Consider the following 21,859-nt stretch of genomic DNA (forward strand, 5'->3'; position numbering starts at 1 on the left):
AGGTGGAGTGATGCCGCTATTGTTGAAGACGATCGAAAGAGAACAGCGCTGCCAGCGGGTGCGATTCACGGCGGATCAGCCTGGTGATCAGCCCGGCACCGGCCGCGCTGAAGGTGATGCCATTGCCGCCATAGGCCATGGCGAACTGCACACGCGGGCCATGCTGCGGATGCGGCCCGAAGAACGGCAGGCCGTCATCGGTTTCGGCAAAGGTGCCGGCCCAGGCGAACGCGGGTTGCAGCGGCAGATCCGGAAACAGCTTGGCCACCCGCTTGCGCAGGATGCGGGCCTTGCGATCGACGCTTGCATCGCGGCGCAAGGGCACGTCGATGTCATCGTCCTCCCCGCCGATCAGCAGCCGGCCATCGCCGGTGGCACGCATGTACAGATACGGCCGCGCCGATTCCCAGACCATCGTCTCCTTCAGCGGGCCAAGCGCTTCGGTATCGATGGGATCGGTGATGAAGGCATAGCTGCTGCGGTTTCTGGCGACGCGGGTATCGAGATACTGCTGCGAGGCATAACCGGCCGCGAACACCAGATGCCCGGCCTTGATGGTGATGCCGTCCGCCGTGCGCGCGACAACGCTCCGGCTGCTGGCCTCGAAAGACTCCAGCCGGGTGCGATCGAAGATCGAGACGCCGCGCTTTTCCAGCCGCATCAGCAAACGATAAGTGAGCCGGTAAGGATCGATGCGGCCAGCCAGTTCGCTGAAGATCGCCATCGCCGACGAGAATCCGTACTGCTCGCGAATCTCGCCGCGCTTCAGCAGGCTCACCGCAAAGCCGTGGCGCTTGCGTAGTTCGTATTCGGCATTCAGGCGACCGACGTGAAACAGGCTGCTGGCGAAATAGAGGCTATGCATCCGGGCGAAATCGACATCACGAACGACACCCGCCAGTTCCTGCAATTGCGGAATCGCATCGGCGCAAGCGCGATAGGCCAGCACCGCGTTGTCCTCGCCATACAACTCGGCCAGCTCGGTCATGTGGGTGTCGATCTCGTACTGCAGCAGCGCGGTGCTGGCGGCACTGCTGCCCCAGCCGATATCGCGCTGCTCGATGACCACTACGGACTGACCATCCTCGGCCAGCGAATGCGCGATCAGCGCGGCGGTGATGCCACCGCCCACGATCAATACATCGCAACGGGTATCGGCCGTCAACGCTGGAAACGACTTCATCAGACCGTTCTTCACTGCCCAGAACGGGTAGCCGCTTTTCAGATCCATATGCGTTTGGTGCCTCGACCTGCTGTCAGGAATTTTTGTGCTGGATAGCCCCAAAAAAATCCCGTCATGCCTGCGGAGGAGGGCATGACGGGCGTCCTGAGAACCCGAAAAGAGGCTTAGTGTGGCTTGATCAGACTGCCCAGACCGCGCAGCGCAGCCTCGCCTTCCGAGGTCAGCACGTGCATGCCATCCCAGCCGCGCAACACCAGACCCTTGCGCTCCAGATCACCGGCCAGATCGACCGAGAGCGGCGCGCGCTGATCGTCCGCCAGCATTCTCAGGGCCTGCAGTTCCGTTGCCGACACCGAGATGGGCGCGGTTGGCGATCGCATCGATCAGGCCGGAACGTCGACAAGGAAATCGGCCAGTTCGTCGGCGTGCTGCTCTTCGACGGCGAGGATTTCCTTGATCAGCTTGCCGGTGGTCGGATCGGCCTTGTCGAGGTACTGGATCAGTTCGCGATAGCTGTCGATGGCAACGCGTTCGGCGACCAGGTTCTCCCGGATCATGTCGGCCAGCGAGGCACCGGGCACGTACTCGGCGTGGCTGCGGCTGGTCAGGGTGTCCGGCGAGAAATCCGGTTCGCCGCCGAGCTGGACGATGCGCTCGGCCAGCTGATCGGCATGGCCCTGCTCTTCGTTCGAGTGAACGAGGAATTCGTCGGCGATGCTCTTGGAATTGATGCCGCGCGCCATGAAGTGATGACGCCGGTAGCGAAGCACGCAGACCAGTTCGGTGGCCAGCGCTTCGTTGAGAAGCTTCAGCACCATTTCACGGTCCGCGGCGTATCCAGCGGTTACGGCTCCATCCTCGACATGCTTGCGGGCCTGGGCGCGCAGCGTCGAAGTATCGGTCAGCGTTGCCTGAGTCATCGGGTCATTCCTTGTTTGAAAAGTTTGAAAATTGGAAATGGGGTGAAGCTGAAGGAGCGCTTCGTCGCGCAGCCGAAACACGTCGTTGGGTATCGGCAATCCAGTTCACACAGGGAAACCCGGCAAGCAGCGTGCCCGGTGGATTCGGCATGGAATGTGGCTCTAATGTGGCTCTTGCGCGCCCGGCCATTGCCTTCCGCAATGCCTGTTTACACCGTCGATCCACGTAAAAAATTCAGCGTCGCCAGCGCTTTCCTTACAAGCCGGGAACGGAACAGCTACAGGCTCGATACCCCTGCGGTGACGGATTTCCGTTCGGGAACGCCGCTTGCTCTCTCAGCTTGCAGCCTCATTCAAGCCTGTGGAATCGACATTCCTGTAAGCCGGAGATCGCCATGTACGCACCTGTTTCGAGACAACTGGACGCGCCACTCTCAGTGACCCTGGGGCGAGCCTGTGTGGAAAGCGACGGTGGGGCGGCAAGCACCTGTCGGAACGTCGCTGCTTCGGGGCCGGCGCACTACCAGAAAGCCAGCTTCGTGCAGACCGTGCAGCCCGCACCAAGCTATCCAATGGAAATGGGCGTGTCGGGCAAGCTTGAAAGCGCCACCAGCTCGCTGCCGATGATCCTGATCGCAGCGGTCCTGTTGCTGATTCCTGCGGTGGCGATGGGCTTCTTCAGCCATGCCCGGTGGCCGGGATTTCAGCGCGGCTGAGTTATTCCGCTGCGGATACGCCGAACCCTCGTCATGTCCGTCTCGCGGGCATGACGACGCCATCGACGGCATCAACGGCGTTGTTCAGCAGCGCTCAAGACCTCTCGAACGCTGCCATAGAAAAGCTGCTCCTTCTGATGATGGCGCGCCCGCAGTTCCAGGCAGATCTGAGAGATCAGCATCTTTCGTCCATCGATTGATGCGCTGCGGCGATACGCCGCCAGCAGATCACGCAGACCATCATTGATGCCGGGACGCGCGGGTTCCCGGGACGCGCCTTGCCGCCTCACCTCGCCAGCGCCGACCGACCCGGCCGCAACCTTTCCTGAAAACTTGCCTGCCCATAAGTTCATCGGTCTTGCTCCCTGCGGGTCCGTGTGGCCTGGTGGCGCTAGATGCTGCGTAGAAACGCGATCAGGTCCGCGCTCAAGCGTTCCTTGTGCGTGGCGAACAGGCCATGCGCCGCGTCTTCGTATTCGATCAGCGTGGAGCCGGCGATCGCCTGGGCGGCAGCGCGGGCCGATGCGTCGATCGGCACGGTCTTGTCGGCGGTGCCGTGGATGATCAGAGTCGGCACCTTGAACGACGGCAGGTCCTTGCGGAAATCCGTGGTGGCGAAGGACTTGGCGCATTCCAGGGTCGAACGCAGGCTGGCCTGCAAGGCCATGCCGCGTGTCCAGTCCAGCACTTCCTCGCTGACCGGATGGGTCAGCATGCCGTCACCGTAGAAGTCCCGGGCAAAGCTGGCGAAGAAGTTGGCGCGGTCCTTCTTCATGCCTTCGGTCATCTCCTCGAACACCGCCGGCTCGGTCCCTTCCGGGTTGTCTTCGGTCTTCATCATGTACGGCACCACGGAGGCGATCAGCGCGGCCTGCATCACCGAAGCGCCCTGATGGCGCGACATGTAGCGCGCCACCTCGCCACCGCCCATCGAGAAGCCGACGAGGGTCGCGTCCCTGGCCTCGGTGTGCTTGATCACGGCGGCGAGATCGTCGGACAGGCTGTCGTAGTCGTAGCCGCTCCAGGGCTGCGATGAGCGGCCGAAACCGCGACGGTCATAGGCGATGACACGGAAGCCGGCAGCGGCGATGTCCATCGCCTGATCGTCCCAGCTGTCGGACGACAGCGGCCAGCCGGACATCAGGATGACCGGGCGGCCGGTGCCCCAGTCCTTGTAGAAAAGTCGGGTGTTGTCGTCGGTGGTTACGTAATGCATGTCGGATTTGCTCCCGAAAGTAAAAGTGGCGAGCCGAAACACAGGCTGCCGGTACCAAAGACCCTCACTGATACTGATTACGCACGCTGCTACGCAGTGCGCTTGCTGCCAGCCGGGTCCGTCTTTGACTCCGCAGCAGCCAACGTGCCCGTCATCGCCCCAACTCATGCCATCGGTGCAGGAGCGGGGCTTGCCCATGGAGCGTCACGAGCCTGCTGCGCTCTCCGATAGGTCTGCAGCTGGTTGTCTGGGCGCTTGTGGCTCGTTCGAGGCTGGAGTGGGAGATCAGCCCGCCAGTCCTTCCATCAACAGATCATCGAGCGAGAAACCATCATGAAAGTCAGAACCCTCATCGCGACAACCGTCCTGCTGCTGAGTGCCACGCAACTCCACGCCCAAGGCCAGGCCGACAGCAAACCCACCGGCGGCGTCGGTGCCGGCACTTCGAACGGCAAGACCGACGGCAATCCGACTCCCGGCGGGCCGGACGAAAAGTCGAACATGAAAGCGAAGAAGAACAAGCGCAGCGGCACCGAAGGCACGCAGAGCGGTGCCAAGCCCGGCACGCCGACGGCGACGCCGGCGGAAGAGCCAGGCACCGCAGGCAAGCCGACCACGCCGGGCAGCAGCGACACCCAGAGCGGCAAGAAGACCGGCGAACCGGATGCCGGCCATGACTACGGCGCGGGCAAATCCGAGACGCCGAAGCCGCACTGAACCAAGTCCGAGTCAGGCCGGGCGCAAGCTCGGCCTGACTCGTTTCGACAGGGTTCAGGAATGCTCGCTCAACGGCGGCAAGCCCTGATCGGTCACCACCACCGGCTTTGACGAACCCACCGGCACACCGCTGGCCAGGCTCGGCAGCCGGCGCAGCAGGTGGTAGGCCAGGATGCTGATCAGCCGACGCAGCATCGGCGGCAGACGCGCCTTGTGCAGCGTCAGCTCCTGACACCTGGTTTCGATCAGGCCTTCCAGATTGCTGCGCAGGGTCGCCGCGAATTCGGCGTCGCGCATCACCAGATTCGATTCCAGATTCAGGAACAGGCTCAGCGGATCGAGATTGCTCGATCCCACCGTCGACCAGTCATCGTCGATCACCGCAACCTTGGCGTGCAGCGGCCGCTCGGTGTACTCGAAGATCCGCGCGCCGGCACGCAGCAGTTCGTCATCCAGCGCCCGCGCCAGCCAGCGCACGATCGGCATGTCCGGACGTCCCTGCAGGATCAGCCGGACTTTCACGCCACGCTCGGCCGCACGGCGGAATTCGCGCATCAGCCGATAGCTGGGCAGGAAGTAGGCGTTGGCCAGAATGATGTCGCGCTTCGCGTTGCGAATGCCGATGCGATAGACGTGCTCGATGTCGTCGCGATGCTGATCGTTGTCGCGCACCACCAGCATGGCGCCGGTCTTGCCGTGATCGCCGGTCTCGGGCTTGCGCGACCGCAACGGCCAGGATCGCCAGCGCCAGCGCGGGCTGGTCGCCACATCGTTGTTCTTGCTGAAGTGCGCGTGGATGTGCTCGACCACTGGGCCTTCGACCAGCACCGCGTAATCCTGCTTCGATTCCGGTCCGTAGGCCCTCAGGTGCTCGGCCGACAGGTTGATGCCGCCGATCAGTGCCTGCTTGCCATCGATGACCACGGTCTTGCGATGCAGGCGGCGAAAGATATTGGTGCGATAACCGAGCTTGCGCGGCTGCGGATCGAACAGCTTGAAGTGGACACCGGCATCGATGAGCGCGGTGATGAACGCGGGCGTCAATTCCTCCGAGCCATAGCCATCGACCACCAGCTCCACATGAACGCCGCGCTTCGCAGCGTCGATCAGCTTCAGCTGCAGTTCGTTGCCGACCTGATCCTCGAAGAGGATGAAAGTCTCGATCAGCACTTCCTGCGTGGCGCTGGCGATCGCGTCGAACACCAGCGGAAAGAACGCTTCGCCGTTCTCGAGCAGGCGCAGTCGATTGCCTTCGGTCCAGTGCCGTGTGGAGGAGGCCATGCTGGTAGGACGGCTACTTGCGGGAGCGTTCATGGCTGCAGGGTGGCGGTCAGTGCGGCGTGATCGGAGAGATGCTTCCACGGCGGCGCCGACAACACTTCGGCAGCGGCGACAGTGACACCACGGACGTAGATGCGATCCAGGCGCAGCAGTGGCACCCGCACCGGGAAGCTGCGCGGGCTGAGCTGGCCGGTGGCAACGAAGGCATCGACCAGCCCGGCCTTGGCCAGCATCGGGCCGGCGCGCTGGCGCCAGTCATTGAAATCGCCGCCGACGATCAGCGGCGCTTCCGGAGGCAGCTCGGCGATGAAGTCGCAGAGACGTTCCAGCTGCTGCCGGCGATGCGCTTCACGCAGGCCGAGGTGGGTGCAGATCGCATGCACTTCCAGCGGCGGCCGCTTGCCGCCTTGCGGCACTGCGAGCACGCAATGCAGGAAGCCGCGCGGCTCGGTGCCGAGAATGGAAATATCGTGATTGTCCCAGCGCAGGATCGGAAATTTCGACAACACCGCATTGCCGTGATGGCCATCGGCATAGACCGCGTTGCGGCCGTAGGCGACGTTGCCCCACAGGGTGTCGGCAATGAAGCTCGATTGCTCTTCCGCCGGCCAGCCGGCATGACGCAGTGCGTGACCCGCATGGCTGCCCAGCGTTTCCTGCAGGAACACGATATCGGCGTGCACCGCGTGCACCGCCGCCTTCAGCTCCGGCAACACGAAGCGCCTATTGAACTGGGCAAAGCCCATGTGGATGTTCAGGGTCATCAGGGTCAGCGTGGGAAGGCTTGCTGGCATACGGCGCGACGGAATCTGGTCAGTGTCCACTGGCAGTAGCGGCACGTTCCGTTCCTGCGCCTGCCGCCCAGTTCGCGGAGCTAGACAGGCACGCTAACTGCCCCGGCTCAGGGATGCAGACCAATCCGCCCAGCCGCCAACATCACTATCAGCTGCTCAAGCGCGGACTCGCGGTCGCGTTCTTTCTGCTCGTCGCCTGGCTGATCTATCGCTACGGCCGAACGCTGGACTGGCAGCAGATCTGGCGCTCGGTGCAGCAAATCGATCGCAGCACCTTGCTGCTGGCTGCGGCCTGCTCGATCGGCAGCTACGCCGTTTATGCCTGCGTCGATCTGTTCGCACGCCATGCGCTGCGATTGCAGGTATCGAAAGCCAAGGCGATGGCAATCGCCTTCGTCTGCTACGCCTTCAATCTGAACTTCGGCTCCTGGGTCGGCAGCATCGGCTTCCGCTACCGGCTCTATTCGCGCATCGGTCTCGATGCCGAGCAGGTCACGCGAGTGGTCGGCATGAGTCTGGTCACCAACTGGTCCGGCTACTTCCTGCTTGCAGGCGTGGCCTTCGCGTTCAACTTCGTCAAGCCGCCGGCAGGCTGGGAAATCGGCAGGCTGGGTTTGACCATCGCCGGTGTCGCGCTGCTGGCGACCCTGGTTCTCTACATCGGTGCTTCGGCATTGGCGAAGCGGCGCAGCTGGACGATACGCGGCCGCGAACTGAGCTTGCCCAGCGCCGGTTTCGCTACCTTGCAGGTGCTGGTATCGAGCCTCAACTGGCTGCTGATCGCCGGCATCCTGTACGTGCTGCTGCGCCAGCACGTCGACTTTCCGCTGGTGCTCGGTGTTTTCCTGCTGGCCGCCATCGCCGGCGCAGCGACCCATGTGCCCGCCGGTCTCGGCGTCACCGAAGCGGTGTTCTTCGCCGTGCTCGGCAGCCGCGTGCCGCATGCCGAACTGTTTGCCGCGCTGCTCACCTACCGCGCGCTCTATTACCTGATGCCGCTGTGCGCTGCGATCCCGGTTTACTTCCTGCTCGAGGCCCAGGGCCGCAGCCACAAGCTCGATGCAGAGAACGACGCAGCAGAACACCCCGAAGAGACTGCTGCCGCCATCCCGCAACAGCAGCGGTCCGCGCAGACCTGAGCGCTGCGCAGGCTTTTTTCAACCGCAGTTTCCCGCAATCCACCACTGCTCCGGACTACGTCCGGACCGCCTGCTGTTTCCCATCGTCGATATCCGCGATGGGACCCATCCGAGGAGACCGACACCATGGCAAAGGCAAAAAACCCGCGCCGCGCAGCTCCGCGCGGCAATACCGATGTACTGGATGCTTATCGGGTATCCGATGAAGGTTCCGGCCTGACCAGCAATCAGGGCATTCCGATTCCCGATGACGACAACAGCCTGCGCGCCGGCGAACGCGGGCCGACCTTGGCGGAAGATTTCTACTTCCTGGAAAAGATCCAGCACTTCGATCACGAGCGCATTCCGGAGCGCGTGGTTCATGCGCGCGGCGTCGGTGCCCACGGCTACTTCGAAGCCAGCAAGGACATCTCCGATGTCACTCAGGCGAAGTTCCTGAAGCCCGGCGCGCAGACACCGGTGTTCGTGCGCTTCTCCACCGTGGCCGGCGAGAAAGGCTCCACCGATGTCGCCCGCGACGTGCGCGGCTTCGCGACCAAGTTCTACACCGAAGAAGGCGTGTTCGATCTGGTCGGCAACAACATCCCGGTGTTCTTCATCCAGGATGCGATCAAGTTTCCCGATCTGATCCACGCGGTGAAACCGGAACCGCACAACGCCATTCCGCAGGCCGCGTCGGCCCACGACACCTTCTGGGATTTCGCCTCGCTGACCACCGAAACCACGCACATGCTGATGTGGGTGATGAGTGATCGCGCGTTGCCGCGTTCGCTGGCGATGATGGAAGGCTTCGGCGTGCACACCTTCCGCCTGATCAACGCGGCCGGTGCCGCTACCCTGGTGAAATTCCACTGGAAGCCGAAGGCCGGCACCCACAGCCTGATCTGGGATGAAGCGGTGCAGATCTCCGGTGCCGATCCGGATTTCCATCGCCGTGATCTCTGGGAGCAGATCGAAGCCGGCAACTTCCCGGAATGGGAGCTGGGCCTGCAGATGTTCACCGAGAAGGACGCCGCCAAGTGGCCGTTCGACGTGCTCGATGCGACCAAGCTGGTGCCCGAGGAACTGTGCCCGGTGGTGGTGGTCGGCAAGATGGTGCTGAACCGCAATCCGGACAACTATTTCGCCGAGACCGAACAGGTGGCCTACAGCGTCGGCCATCTGGTGCCGGGCATCGATCTGTCCGAAGACCCGCTGCTGCAGGGCCGCGTGTTCTCGTATCAGGACACCCAGCTGTCGCGCCTCGGCAGCCCGAACTTCAACGAGCTGCCGATCAACCGCTCGCGCTCGCCGGTGCACAGCAACCAGCGTGATGCCCACATGCGCATGACCATCAACCAGGGCCGTGCCGCGTACTCGCCGAACTCGGTCGGCGGCGGTTGCCCGATGACCGGACGGCCGGGCTTCAAGACCTTTCCGGCGCCGCTATCCGGCGTCAAGCAGCGCATCCGCGCCGCCAGCTTCGCCGAGCATTTCTCGCAGGCGACGCTGTTCTACAACAGTCAAACCACGGTCGAACGCGTCCACATCGCGGCTGCCTTCAGCTTCGAACTCGGCAAGCTCGAAACGCCGGCGATCCGTGAACGCATGCTCGGCAATCTGGCCAAGGTCAGCAGCGAACTGGCGAAGACCATCGGCGACAACCTGAACATCGTTCCCGATGCCCGCAAGGGTGGTCCGGCGGTCGATGTGAAGGTCAAGAATCCGATCAAGCAGTCGGCAGCGCTGAGCTTGATGTTCCGTCCGGGCAGCAATGGCGTTCGCGGCCTGAAGATCGCCGTGCTCGCCGGGCCCGGCTGCAACGATCAGCAGATCGCTTCGGCGAAGACGGCGTTGACCACGGCCGGCGCCACGGTGAAAGTGCTGGCGGCGAAGCTCGGCACGCTCAAGGGCCAGCATGGCGAGGTGCAGGTCGATCACACCCTGGCGACGATGCCGTCGGTGGCTTTCGATGCGCTGGTGATTCCCGGCGGCGCCTCGCCGGCCGCCTTGGCGAAGACCGTGGAAGGCACGGCGTTCGTGCGCGAAACCCACAACCACCTGAAGACCATCGTCGCCTGCAAGGACGCCGCACCGTTACTCGCAGCCGCTGGTGTCAAGGCGGATTCGATCGGCGTGTTCCGCTTCGCCTCGTCGAAATCCGAGTGGGCTGCGGTGATCGCCGCGATCGCCAGGCTCAAGCATTACGAGCGCAGCGAGCAGGCGGTCTGATCGGCCGCTCCACTCGCTGATGGGTGCGGGGTCAGCGCGGTTTGACGACCGCGCCGACCTCACCCTTTCTGCCCGCCGCCTTGTAATAACTGCCCGATTCCACGATCGGGAACGCGCACCAGCAGCGGGCACGCGCGATGCAATCGCCTTTCTTCGTCAACCAGACCAATGGAGGAATCCATGACATTCGGTACTGATACGAAGCCCCCGCGCACCGAGCTTCGGCACCCCGCAGGCGCCCATCGCGCCCGCTTGAACCGCAGGCAGTCCAGATCCCGCAATGGCACTGATCAGGGTCCCCAAACGACCCGGCAGGGCCCGCCACGAGTAGGCTCCATGACCATCATCATCACCGGCAACTTCGAGCAGCTTCCCGACGCCCAGAAGGCTTTGTCCGATCTCGCTGACGCCGGCATCGCCGCCGGGCAGATGACCACTTTCTTCGTCAGCCCGTCCGCCGAGCCGGACCAGTACTTCGAAGGCGATGGTCCGCCGCCTGTCGATGAAGCCGCCAAGGGCGGTGCATCCGGCGCCGCCGTCGGCGCTGCGATCGGTGCGGTTGCCGGACTGGCGACCTTGCCGCTGCTCGGCCCGGCTGCCGTTGCGGTGGCTGGCGCGGGTGCCTATGTCGGCTCGTTCGCCGGCGCGATGCTCAAGGTGGAGGATCACAACGAGCCGAGTGCCGAGACGCCCGCCGAAGTGCTTCCGGACCCGTCGGCACGCCGCAAGGCCGGCTCGCTGATCGCCGTGGCGGCACCGACGCCAGAGCTGCAGCGCAAGGTTGCCGACATCCTGAGGACACGCGGTGGCACCGACATCGAGCGTACCGAAGGCACGCTCGTCGAAGGCCAATGGACCGACTTCGATCCGCTGGCGCCGCTGCGCTTGATCGACGCCTAGGGCAGTTTTCTTTTTGCAGCTACCAACATCCGGTCGTCATTCCCGCGCAGGCGGGAATCCAGTTCTGATGCGGCGCGCCACGGCCCAAACTGGATTCCCGCCTTCGCGGGAATGACGGGTTCAAGGGCTGCGAAGAAAAGCGCCTAGCGCGCGCAGCCGGCCGCGATGCGATTGGCCAGTTCGGTGGGATCAGCCGGTTTGGTCAGATGACCATCGAAGCCGGCGGCGATTGCCTCGTCGCGATCAGCAATACTGGCGAAGCCGGTGAGTGCAATCGCCAGGGTTCTCGGCAAGCGCCGCGCGGCCTCGATCACCCGCAGTTCGCGGACCAGCGTGTAGCCATCGGTACCCGGCATCGCGATGTCGGAAACCATGGCGTCGTAACGCTCCGATTCCAGCAATTGCAGCGCTTCCGAAGCCGAAGGCACCGCTGTGGCTTCAGCACCCGCAGCGTTCAGCAGATGGGTGATCGCCTCGCGGCCGCCGACTTCGTCATCGACGATCAGGATGCGATAGCCGCGCAGCGACTGGTTCAGCGTCTGACCGTTGCTGGCCGGCACTTCCTCGAACATCTGCGCCGGTGCCAGCGGCAGCCGCACCACGAAGCGCGCGCCCTTGCCCGGGCCTTCGCTGTGCGCGGCCACGGTGCCGCCATGGCCTTCGGCAAGGTGGCGGACGATCGAGAGTCCCAGACCCATGCCACCGTGCTCGCGGGTGCGGCTGGTGTCGGCCTGACTGAAGCGATCGAAGATGCGCGGCAGGCGATCGGTGGGAATGCCCATGCCGGTATCGGTGACGGTCAGCTCGGCCCAGGTCTCGACGCGCGCCAGCGACACCACGATGCGGCCGCCCTCCGGCGTGAACTTGATGGCGTTCTGCAGCAGGTTGGCGATGATCTGCTGCACGCGCCGGGTATCGGCGAGCAGCATCGTCGCTTCGTCCATGCCGTCGGCGCTCAGGGAAATCTTCTTGGCTTCCGCCGTCGGCGCCATGCCTTCAACCGTTGCGCGGATCAGGCTGGACAGATTGGTCAGCCGCAGATCGAGGCTCAGACGGCCGCTGATGATGCGCGAGACATCGAGCAGATCGTCGATCAGCCGGGCCTGCAGGCGGCAGTTGCGATCGATGATGTCCAGCGCGCGCTGCATGGTCGGCCGATTGGTGATCGCCGAGGTGTCGCCATCGCCGGACAGCTTCTGCAGCACCGCGCTCCAGCCGGTGATGACGTTCAGCGGCGCGCGCAGTTCGTGGCTGACCAGCGCCAGGAATTCGTTCTTGGCGGCGTTGGCGCGCTCCGCTTCAGCACGCGCGGCATTGGCTTCGTCGAGCGCCAGGCGCAGGCGCTGGATGTCCTGGAAGGCCAGCACCGCGCCTTCGATGCGGTTGTCGCTGGTCTGATAGGCGCGCGCCGTGATGATGTGGCTGCGGCTCTGCAGATCCTGCGTTTCCTGCTCCACCGGCCGCAGTTCCTGCACGGCGTCGTCGAGGATGGCATCGAGCATTTCCGGCGCGAACGCGCTGGACCTCGGCAAGGCGCCGCCGAGATCGGCCGCGGTGAGCCCGAACATCGGCCCGGCCGCCGGCGAGAAGTGGCGCACCCGGCGTTGCCGGTCGAGCATCAGCACCGGCACCGGAATGCCGTTGATCAGATTGCTGAGATCATCGTTGAGCTGCACCAGCTCCTGGTTGCGCCGCGCCATTTCGTCGTTGACGCCGGTGAGGTCGCGGTTCGCTGCTTCGAGTTCCTGCTTGGCGGTCTGCAGCTCCTCGTTGGCGCTCTGCAGTTCCTCGTTCGCCGACAGCACTTCCTCGTTGGCGGTGCGCAGTTCCTCGCTGGTGGTGTCGTACTCGGTGACCACCGCGCGCAACTGGGTGCGGCTCTGTTCGAGTTCATCGCTGAGCACGCGGATGTAGTGCTCCAGCTCCTCGTTGCGGACATCGGGGTCGCCCGACACCGCCGGTACGAGTGCCGTCAGATCGCGCCGCTGCAGTGCGACCAGGAAGTAGCGCTGCGAGGCACCGGCCTGCAGCGGCAGCACTTCGAGCGTGTATTGATGGTTGTCGACGAAGACCCGATCACGGCGCACCGGCAGCTTGCTGCGCGCGGCTTCCATCAGCACGGCACGCACATCCACCTGCAGTTCCGGCCGCACCAGGCGGGCGATCGACAAGGTGGCGTCACCGCTGCTCGGCAGCAGGAACGGCGAGGTATCGCCGCGGAACTGCAGCACCCGGCCGTTGGCATCGACGACGAAACCGGGCGGCCCGAAATGGGCCAGGGCCAGTTGATCGGCAAGATTCTCGAGCGCGAAATCCGGCTTCTCGCCACTCGGCAAACCGAGCAGCCCGGCCGGCAGCGGCTCGGTGAAAGTGAAGCCGCGCACCGGCCGCGGCGCTTTCGGCCGGCGGCGGTAGAGGTTGTGGCGGGTCGACACTTCCTCGAACAGTTCCGGATCGGCTGCTTCCGAACGGCCCAGCAGCAGGCTGCCGCCGTTCGCCGCGGCATACGAGAACGCTTCGAAGGCCTGCTGCTTGGCATCCTTGTGCAGGTAGATCAGCAGGTTCCGGCAGGACACCAGATCGACGCCGGAGAACGGTGCATTGGCGAGCAGATTGTGGGTCGCGAAGATGCACAGCGAGCGCAGATCCTTGGTCAGCCGCCAGCCACCCTCTTCGGCCACGAAATACTGCGCGCGCCAGGTTTCGGGCACCGCCGCCATCGCTTCTGCCGAGTAACGCCCGAGGCGCGCGCGGCTGATCGCCCGCTCGTTGATGTCGGTACCGAAGATCTGCAGCTTGCGGGTGACACCGGCCGCGGCCATAGCATCGACGAACAGGATGGCGATCGAATACACCTCTTCGCCGGTCGAGCAGCCGGGCACCCAGACGCGGATCGGGTTGGCGTTCGATTCGAGAATCGCCGGGATCACGAACTGGCGCAGGCCTTCGGTCAGTTCCGGATCGCGGAAGAAGGCGGTGACACCGACCAGCAGATCGTCCTTGAGGGCGAGGATTTCGTCCGGATCGTCGCGCAGGCGCACCAGGTAATGGCCGACATCGCCACCCGACTGCAGGAAGGCGCGGCGCATGAACCGCCGGCGCACGTTGACGTCCTTGTAGTAACGGAGGTTGAGGCCGGACTGCTTGTGGATCAGCGCATGAACCTCGTCGAGCACCTTGGCATCGGGCAGCACGGCGGGGTCGCTCGGCGCATCGCTTTCCAGATAGCGCTGGATCGCCGGCGCAATCTGCTCCGGCGTCAGTGCGGCATCGGCCAGCTGATTGTCGAGCACCGACTGCGGCATGCCGTCATGAGTTGCCGTGGCCGGCTCCTGGACCACGACATAGCCACCGGCATGACGCACTTCGGCAGCGCCTGCGGTACCGTCCTGGCCGGTGCCGGACAGGATGACGGCGGCGACATCGATCTCGCTGTCGCGTGCGGCCGATGACAGGAAGATATCGATCGGCAGATTCAGGCCGGGGCCGCGCGGCGTCAGCACCAGCTTGCGATCGAGCAGGGTGGCGGTCATCGCCGGCACCAGCACATAGATGCGACCGGCTTCGAGCATGTCGCCATCGCTCATCGACTGCACCGGGATGCTCGTGCACTTCTGCAGCACCGGCACCAGCTGGCTTTCGTGATCCGGATCCAGATGGGTCAGCACCACGATCGCGAAACGCGGCACTTCCGGGAAGTGCTCGATCAGGCGGCTGAGCGCCTCCACGCCACCGGCGGAGGCGCCGATCACGGCGACGCTCAGCGCGGCCTGGTCGCGCTCAGGCGCAGCACGATCATCTGCTCCGGTATCCATACTCGTCTTCCGTCTCCCTGTCGTGAACGATCGGTCTGTTCAGCGCGGCAAATCTTAAAGTGCTCCCGCCGCACAAAGCGAATTGACGAAACCGTGGAACCGGGTCTTTTCCGGCGACTTTTTCAATCACCCGTCTGGCAGTAGCTGGAGCAGCGTCATGCCGCTGCAGGAACCACTTGCGGCAAGCTTCAGATGTCGCATTCGCAGCAGCGGCCGGTAGCGCAACCACAGCTGATTCAAGGCTGCCGATCGACACTCACCCGTTCATCCGGAAGCGCAAGGTCAAGTTCTCCGGCTCGTCCCTCCGGCCATCTACCCGCTGCGTTTCCCCTACGGCTGTCTTCGGCGATCAGACGCGGCTCAGAAACGGTAGCTCGCGAACACCGCGGCAAAGTTCGAACTGCGGTAGCCGCCTTGTTCGAGCGCGGAGCCGGCCTGGAGGTGCTCGAGCCGTGTGGTCAGCGACAGCCGCGGCGTGAGGCTCCAGACCACCTGCAGGCGCGCGACATCGGCGGTGTGGCTGCCACCCGCGCCGGCCGTGCCGGCATAGGCCGTACCGTTGGCGCGGTAGACGGCATCGTCGCGGTCGACACGCCAGGTCCACTGGTATTCGAGCGTCACCCGCACATCGGCAAGCGGCTGGAGCACGAGGTTCGGCGCGAATGCAGCGAGATTGGTCGGCGTCAGAAACAGGCCGTAGGCGTAGTAGATGTTGTTGCCGTACGGCGCCGAGGCATTGCGCAGCGTCCGTCCGCCATAGGCACCGCCACCGCTCGCGTAGTCGGCATGGAAGCCGAGGCGTGGCGCGAGGCGGTCCTGGCCCAGCCGCCAGTTCTGCGCGAACAGCGCCTGCCAGGCTTCGAGACGACGCCCGTCGTGATCGCCCCACTGGTGGTTGACGGTCCAGTCCAGCGTCGCCGCGCCGATCTCGCCCCACAGCCGCAGGCCGCCGTAATAGCGTTCCTCGCGTGCGGACAGCGCGCCCCAGGTCGCATTGCGCTGGCGCTGTCGCCACACGAACGGATCGAGATAGAGCTTGCCGTCGAGCCAGCGACGCGGCAGCACGATGCCGCCGGTGATGCCCGAGAACCGGCGATCACGGTCCCGGTGGTCGTCGTCGATGCCGCCATTGCCGAGGCGGTTGAAGTCGAAATCGAAGATATCGGCGCGCAGGTATTCACCGTTGATCCAGGTGCGCAGGCCGTTGACGGTGACATGCAGCGTGTTGTTGTCGCGCGCCGCGACCAGCAGGTTCGGTCCATCGATGAACAACTGCCGCCCGTAACGCACGCCGACCTCGACCGTGCCGAAGTGATCGGTCCAGTCCGCGAAGCGCTGCTGCAGGAACAGATCGTTGCGCAGCGCGCCGGACGGCGCGCCGATGTTGCGGCCCTCGATGACGCCGCGGCCGAGTTCGCCGAACAGCCGCAGATGCGGGCCGAGATGCAGGTCGGTGCCGACGAACACGCGATAGATGTCCTGCCGCTGCTCGCCGTCACGCAGCTGCGCGTGCTCGGTGTAGTTGATGCGCCCGCGCAGTTCGCCGGACAAGCTCAGGTAGACGTCCGGCCGGCCGATCGGCAGGTACTTGATCCGGTCGAGGAAATCATGCCGTTGGCCGGGATCACCCATGCGCTGCCAGTCCTCGGCCCAGCGTGCGACGTTGTAGCCGTTGACCGTCGCACCCTGTCCGACCGCAGCGACCGGGTAGCCGCCTGGCATCGGCGGCGCGGGCACCTTGGCGGCCGGCGCGTCCACAGCCGCGGGCATCTCGGGATCGGCGCCGCTGGCCTCGGTCGCGGCTTCGGCGGCCAGTGCCAGCACCGCAGACAAGACACCGCAGGCCAGGCGCAGCGACAGCGTGGTATTCCAGGACATGCACGACTCCTCGCACGATGATCAGGCTGTGATCCCTCGCCGCAGGCCGCAGTCGATCCGCCCGCTTCGGGCAGCGCGTCAGGGAAGGGTCGGGAATCGTTTTTCCGGTTGCCTGGCGGGTGCCATGGCAGGCCGGTTGAATGTCGCCATCTTGGTCGCGGCGCGCGCGCCGGGAAATAACACCATGGAGCTAGGCCGGCTCGATCCGGCCTGATGGTGTTAGCTGCCTGTGCAGCGTTTGCCTACACTGACGGCATGCACCATGTCCCGACGCCCGGCGGCCCGATCACAGCAACCGCGCTGTCATGGAAATGACCGCGATGGACGCCGGCAATCTGCGCATCCTGGTGGCCGACGATCACCCGCTGTTCCGAGCCGCCATCGTCCATGCGCTGCAGCCGTTCACTGGCTCGGGCGGCAGCATCGCCGAAGCCTCGAGCTTCGCGTCGCTGAGCGCTGCCGTCATCGAGAATCCCGAACTGGATCTGGTGCTGCTCGATCTGAACATGCCCGGCGCGCAGGGCTTCTCGTCGCTGGTCTATCTGCGCGGCGAACGGCCGGCGCTGCCGGTGATCGTGATCTCGTCGAACGATCATCCGCGCACCGTCGGCCGCGCCCAGCAGTTCGGCGCGGCGGCCTTCGTGCCGAAGTCCGCGCCACCGGCGGTGCTGCAGAACGCGCTGCGCGTGGTCATGCAGGGCGATGAATGGTTTCCGCCGCAGCGTGCCGCGCGCAGCGCCGAAGACGCCAAGCTGGCCGAACAGCTTGCCCAGCTGACGCCACAGCAGTTCCGCGTGTTGATGGCGATGGCCGATGGCCTGCTCAACAAGCAGATCGCCCACGAACTGGGTCTGGCCGAGAACACGGTGAAGGTCCACATCACCGCCGTGCTGCGCAAGCTGGAGTGCTACAGCCGCACGCAGGCCGCGGTGAAGGTCAAGGCGCTGCAGCCGGAGCCTGAAGCTGGCGATCCGGGCTAGCCGCTCCGCAACAGCAACTGCCGCATCAAGGCCCGCAAGGCCGGTGGCCGCACCGGCTTCGGCAGGAACGCCCAGCCGGCATCGGCGGCGGCTTCCGAAGCCGCTTCGCGCTCTGCCGAAATCATGATCACCGGCGGCTGGCGACCCCAGCGCCGGAACAGCGACGGCATCAGATCGGCACCGGTGCTGGCACCGAGGCGATGATCGAGCAGCACCAGATCAGGCGCTTCGGCGGTTGATGCAGCCGCCTCTTCCAGACTGCCGATCAGCGTCACTTGGCAGCCCCAGGCCTGCAGCAGCGCACGGGCGGCTTCGCGTACACGCGGGTCATCGTCGATGCACCAGATATGGCGGCCCTGCAATGCGGTGGCCGGCTCAGCGATGGTCGTGGCCGGCGTGCTCACGCCGCTGCGATCACCGGCCGGCAGCGCGACGCTGAACACGCTGCCACGCCCCGGCCATGAGCGCAGGCCGATCCGGTGATCGAGCCGCCGCGCGATGCGCTCGACGATCGCCAGGCCCAGGCCGGCGCCGCGATCGGACTGTGCCGAGCCGCCATCGAGGCGGCGGAACTCTTCGAAGATCACGACACGATGCGCTTCGGCGATGCCGCAACCGGTATCCCAGACTTCGATGCGCAAGCCACCGGCGCTGCGCCGCACGCCCATCAGCACGCTGCCGCGCACGGTGTAGCGCAGCGCGTTGGACAGGAAGTTCTGCAGGATGCGCCGCAGCAGCGCGGCATCGCTCTTGACCACGGCGTGCGTCGCCACCACGCGCAGGCTCAGGCCCCGCAGCTGCGCGGTGGGCTCGAACTCGCGGCGCAGCGTGTCGAACATATCCTGGAGCGCCAGATCCCCCACCTGGGTCTGCAGCGCGCCGGATTCCAGACGCGAGATATCGAGCAGGCTCGACAGGATGCCGTCCTCGGCGGCAAGCGCTTCCTCGATGTTGTCGGCCAGCGCCGCGGCCTGCGCGTCGTCCAGGCGTTCGCGCAAGGCCGAGGTGTACATGCGCGCCGCGTTCAGCGGCTGCAGCAGGTCGTGGACGGCGGCGCTGACGAAGCTGGTCTTCGAGCGATTGGCGCGCTCGGCCTCGCGGCGCGCGGCATCGAGATCCTGGGTGCGTTCGTCGACCCGGCGCTCCAGCGACACCGCCAGGGTGCGCAGCTCGCGCGCGGTATTTCGATACGCGGTGATGTCGGCATACGAGGTGACGAAGCCGCCGGCCGGCAGCGGATTGCCGCGAATCTCGATCACCGTGCCGTTGGCCCACTCGCGCTCGAACATGTGCGGCCGCGCGGCGCGCAGATGATCGAGCCGCCGCTGCACGGCGACCTCGACATCGCCACTGCCGAGCAGGCCGCGGCGCGCGTTGTAGCGCAGCAGGTCTTCGATCGGCCGGCCGATGCGCATCAGTTCCGGCGGATAGCCGAAGATTTCGACATAGCGGCGGTTCCAAGCCACGAGGCGCAGATCGGCATCGATGACGCTGACGCCCTGGGCCAGATGTTCGAGGCTCTGGCGCTGGCCGACGCTGGCCCGTTCGGCGGCGATGACGATGCCGTCCTGCGCGCTGTGCAGCGCTTCCGCGTGCTGGCGCACCAGCTGCTCGAGTTCCTCGCGGCTGCGCCGGCGCAGGCGCGACAAGCGCAGGCGCTGCTGCACGAACAGCACCAGGAACAACAGGCTCAGCAGCGCACCGCCGGCCGCGAGCGCGGCGATCAGGCCGGCGTCTTCGCTGTCACTGGTTTCATGGAGCAGATGCAGGGTCCAGCCATCGCTGGCCAGCGGCAGCGACTGCCACAGAAAGTCGCCCCGCAGACCCGCGCTTTCGAGCTTCACCCTCCGCGTTCCTTCAGGGCCTCTGGCATCGCGCAGGCTGAGCGGCTTCAGGCGCTGGCCGGCGTACTGCTGGGTACGCGCCAGCTCATCAAGCTCGGCCGGGCTCAGAGTCTTCAGCTGGCGATAACGCCAGGCCTCGCGATTGGCCAGGAAGACGATGCCGTGGGCGTCGCTGATCAGCACCACATCGGCGGCCTTCTGCCATTCCTGCTCCAGCTCGCCGAGTTCCACCTTGACGGTCACCGCGCCGATGCGGCTGCCGTCATCGTCATGCACCGCCTGGGTCATGTAGTAGCCGGGTACGCCGGTGGTGACGCCGATGCCGTAGAAGCTGCCGCGGTCGTCGCGCATCGCCTGCTGGAAGTACGGCCGGAAGCGGTAGTCGACGCCGACATTGCTGCCCGGCAGCTGCCAGTTGTTGGCGGCGACGCCGATGCCCTGGCGATCGAGCAGGGTCAGGGTCGAGGTATGGGCCGCGCCGTTGACCACTTCCAGCCGGCGGCTGAGCTGCTGGCTGGCGGCGACATCGATCGGCGCGCGCTGCGCCCGGCTCAATGCTTGGCGCAGCTCCGGGTCCAGCGCCAGCACCGTCGGCAGGGTGCGGTAGCGGTCGATCATCGACTGCAGCGACGCCGCATACAGACCGAGCTGCTCGGCACTGCGCGCCGCCGATTCGCGCAGCGCCTGCTGCGTGGCCTGCCGCGCCACCGCGGTCATCGCGCCGCCAAGCACCGCGATGACCAGCAGCACGATGGCCACCAGCCGCAGCCGGTGGCCCTGTCGCCGTGGACCCGGCGCAGCAGCTTCAGCCACGAGCGCGGTGCGCGTTCAGGCAGCTGCTGTCAGTCATTTCGCGATCCCCATCAGGTGAAGCCGCAAGCTAACTCTGCGTCAGACCTTCCGGCAACGGTTCCGACATCGCATCCGGGCCGGCGGTCAGTTCGCGGCGCAGGCGATCGCGATCCAGCTCGTTCTCCCAGCCGGCGACGACGATTGTCGCCACACCATTGCCGACCAGGTTGGTCAGCGCCCGCGCTTCGCTCATGAAGCGATCGATGCCGAGGATCAGCGCCAGGCCGGCGACCGGCACCGAAGGCACCACGGCCAGGGTTGCGGCGAGGGTGATGAAGCCGGCACCGGTGACGCCGGAAGCGCCCTTCGAGGTCAGCATCGCCACCGCCAGCAGGGTGATCTCCTGGGTCAGGGTCAGATCGACGTTGAGCGCCTGCGCCACGAAGATCGCCGCCATCGTCAGGTAGATGTTGGTGCCATCGAGATTGAACGAGTAACCGCTCGGCACCACCAGACCGACCACCGGCTTGCCGCAGCCGAGGCGCTCCAGCTTCTGCATCAGCGGCACCAGCGCCGATTCCGACGACGAGGTGCCGAGCACCAACAGCAGCTCATCGCGGATGTAGCGCAGGAAGCGGAAGATGCTGAAGCCGGAGAGCCTGGCGATGGTGCCGAGCACCAGCACGATGAACAGCGCGCAGGTGAGATAGAAGCTGCCCATCAGCTTGGCCAGCGGGCCGAGGCTGTCGAGGCCGTACTTGCCGATGGTGAAGGCCATCGCGCCGCCGGCACCGATCGGCGCCAGGCGCATGATCGAACTCATCATCCGGAAGAACACTTTCGAGATCGCATCGAGAAAGCTCATCACCGGCTTGCCCTGCTCGCCGACCGCGCTCATCGCGAAGCCGAACAGCAGCGCGATCAGCAGCACCTGCAGCAGATCGCCATTGCCGGTGAAGGCATCGGTGAAGGTCTTGGGGATGATGTGCAGCAGGAAGCCGACGGTGCTCTGGTCGTGCGCAGCAGCGGCGTACTTGGCCACCGCACCGGCATCGAGCGTGGCCGGATCGACATTGAAGCCGGCGCCCGGCTTCAACAGGTTGACGACGATCAGGCCGATCACCAGCGCGAAGCTCGACACCACTTCGAAGTAGAGGATCGCCTTGACGCCGACCCGGCCGACCTTCTTCACATCGGACACGCCGGCGATGCCCATGACCACGGTCAGGAAGATGATCGGGCCGATCAGCATCTTGATCAGGCTGATGAAGGCATCGCCGAGCGGCTTCAACGCCACGCCGGTTTCCGGGAAGTAGTGGCCGATCGAGCCGCCGATCACGATCGCCAGCAGCACCCACAGGTACAGGCGCCTGGATGAGTTGGCGGATGCATGCGTTGAAGTGGTCATGTGTCTCCTGATCGCGGGTTGCGGCGGCTCATGGTTTCAAGCCTTCCTGGGTATGAGCTGATCCT

17 protein-coding genes are annotated in these 21,859 nt (G+C 65.3%); 6 read left to right on the forward strand and 11 right to left on the reverse strand.

The annotated features are described in order from the left end of the window. Positions 1-16 precede the first annotated feature (16 nt). The 3 genes from G513_RS0108740 to G513_RS0108750 all read right to left on the reverse strand — a co-directional run bounded on the left by G513_RS0108740 (position 17) and on the right by G513_RS0108750 (position 2,103). Complete coding sequence (locus G513_RS0108740) at positions 17-1,231, reverse strand: NAD(P)/FAD-dependent oxidoreductase (RefSeq protein ID WP_022976456.1); 1,215 nt, start codon at positions 1,229-1,231, stop codon at positions 17-19. 116 nt (positions 1,232-1,347) lie between these two features. Beyond that, positions 1,348-1,536 (reverse strand): hypothetical protein, encoded by a 189-nt coding sequence (locus tag G513_RS0108745; protein WP_156891492.1) that lies wholly within the window; start codon positions 1,534-1,536, stop codon positions 1,348-1,350. 30 nt (positions 1,537-1,566) lie between these two features. Further along, positions 1,567-2,103: a ferritin-like domain-containing protein gene (locus G513_RS0108750; protein ID WP_022976458.1), complete on the reverse strand. Its 537-nt coding sequence runs from the start codon at positions 2,101-2,103 to the stop codon at positions 1,567-1,569. Positions 2,104-2,498: 395 nt separating this feature from the next. Between G513_RS0108750 and G513_RS25740 the strand changes: the two genes are divergently transcribed. After that, positions 2,499-2,819 (forward strand): hypothetical protein, encoded by a 321-nt coding sequence (locus G513_RS25740; protein ID WP_156891494.1) that lies wholly within the window; start codon positions 2,499-2,501, stop codon positions 2,817-2,819. Between the two features lie 71 nt (positions 2,820-2,890). Here the strand turns inward: G513_RS25740 and G513_RS25745 are convergent, their stop codons facing one another. Both G513_RS25745 and G513_RS0108765 read right to left on the reverse strand, forming a co-directional pair. Next, positions 2,891-3,172, reverse strand: a complete 282-nt coding sequence (locus G513_RS25745; RefSeq protein ID WP_156891496.1) for a hypothetical protein — start codon at positions 3,170-3,172, stop codon at positions 2,891-2,893. A gap of 38 nt (positions 3,173-3,210) precedes the next feature. Continuing rightward, positions 3,211-4,035: an alpha/beta fold hydrolase gene (locus G513_RS0108765; RefSeq protein WP_022976461.1), complete on the reverse strand. Its 825-nt coding sequence runs from the start codon at positions 4,033-4,035 to the stop codon at positions 3,211-3,213. 333 nt (positions 4,036-4,368) lie between these two features. Here G513_RS0108765 and G513_RS0108770 point away from each other — a divergent pair, with 333 nt between their 5' ends. Then, a complete protein-coding gene (locus G513_RS0108770; protein ID WP_022976462.1) occupies positions 4,369-4,752 on the forward strand; it encodes a hypothetical protein in 384 nt (127 codons plus the stop codon). A 54-nt stretch (positions 4,753-4,806) separates the two neighbouring features. Here the strand turns inward: G513_RS0108770 and clsB are convergent, their stop codons facing one another. Next, complete coding sequence (gene clsB, locus G513_RS0108775) at positions 4,807-6,066, reverse strand: cardiolipin synthase ClsB (protein WP_211219633.1); 1,260 nt, start codon at positions 6,064-6,066, stop codon at positions 4,807-4,809. After that, the gene (locus tag G513_RS0108780) at positions 6,063-6,827 is read right to left on the reverse strand and encodes an endonuclease/exonuclease/phosphatase family protein (protein WP_022976464.1); all 765 of its coding nucleotides are present in this window, start codon (positions 6,825-6,827) and stop codon (positions 6,063-6,065) included. The genes clsB and G513_RS0108780 overlap by 4 nt, the downstream gene beginning before the upstream one ends. 113 nt (positions 6,828-6,940) lie before the next feature. Between G513_RS0108780 and G513_RS22190 the strand changes: the two genes are divergently transcribed. From G513_RS22190 to G513_RS24840, 3 genes are all read left to right on the forward strand, one after another. Then, positions 6,941-7,966, forward strand: coding sequence for a lysylphosphatidylglycerol synthase domain-containing protein (locus G513_RS22190; RefSeq protein WP_022976465.1), 1,026 nt, complete (start codon positions 6,941-6,943; stop codon positions 7,964-7,966). Between the two features lie 126 nt (positions 7,967-8,092). Next, positions 8,093-10,177: a catalase gene (locus G513_RS22195; RefSeq protein WP_022976466.1), complete on the forward strand. Its 2,085-nt coding sequence runs from the start codon at positions 8,093-8,095 to the stop codon at positions 10,175-10,177. 336 nt (positions 10,178-10,513) lie between these two features. Next, positions 10,514-11,077 (forward strand): hypothetical protein, encoded by a 564-nt coding sequence (locus G513_RS24840; protein ID WP_022976468.1) that lies wholly within the window; start codon positions 10,514-10,516, stop codon positions 11,075-11,077. A 143-nt stretch (positions 11,078-11,220) separates the two neighbouring features. Here G513_RS24840 and G513_RS0108805 read toward each other — a convergent pair whose 3' ends face one another. Beyond that, complete coding sequence (locus G513_RS0108805) at positions 11,221-14,892, reverse strand: chemotaxis protein CheB (RefSeq protein ID WP_022976469.1); 3,672 nt, start codon at positions 14,890-14,892, stop codon at positions 11,221-11,223. Between the two features lie 360 nt (positions 14,893-15,252). Then, positions 15,253-16,770 carry an alginate export family protein gene (locus G513_RS0108810; RefSeq protein ID WP_022976470.1) on the reverse strand — a complete coding sequence of 506 codons (1,518 nt, stop codon included), beginning with the start codon at positions 16,768-16,770 and terminating at the stop codon, positions 15,253-15,255. 320 nt (positions 16,771-17,090) lie between these two features. Between G513_RS0108810 and G513_RS0108815 the strand changes: the two genes are divergently transcribed. Continuing rightward, complete coding sequence (locus G513_RS0108815) at positions 17,091-17,750, forward strand: response regulator (protein ID WP_028475324.1); 660 nt, start codon at positions 17,091-17,093, stop codon at positions 17,748-17,750. Here the strand turns inward: G513_RS0108815 and G513_RS0108820 are convergent. Further along, positions 17,747-20,311 carry a hybrid sensor histidine kinase/response regulator gene (locus G513_RS0108820; protein ID WP_084711475.1) on the reverse strand — a complete coding sequence of 855 codons (2,565 nt, stop codon included), beginning with the start codon at positions 20,309-20,311 and terminating at the stop codon, positions 17,747-17,749. The genes G513_RS0108815 and G513_RS0108820 overlap by 4 nt on opposite strands. A 163-nt stretch (positions 20,312-20,474) precedes the next feature. After that, positions 20,475-21,794 carry a dicarboxylate/amino acid:cation symporter gene (locus G513_RS22205; protein ID WP_022976473.1) on the reverse strand — a complete coding sequence of 440 codons (1,320 nt, stop codon included), beginning with the start codon at positions 21,792-21,794 and terminating at the stop codon, positions 20,475-20,477. Positions 21,795-21,859 lie beyond the last annotated feature (65 nt).

The sequence above is a fragment of the Nevskia ramosa DSM 11499 genome (assembly GCF_000420645.1).
Classification (GTDB): Bacteria; Pseudomonadota; Gammaproteobacteria; order Nevskiales; family Nevskiaceae; genus Nevskia; species Nevskia ramosa.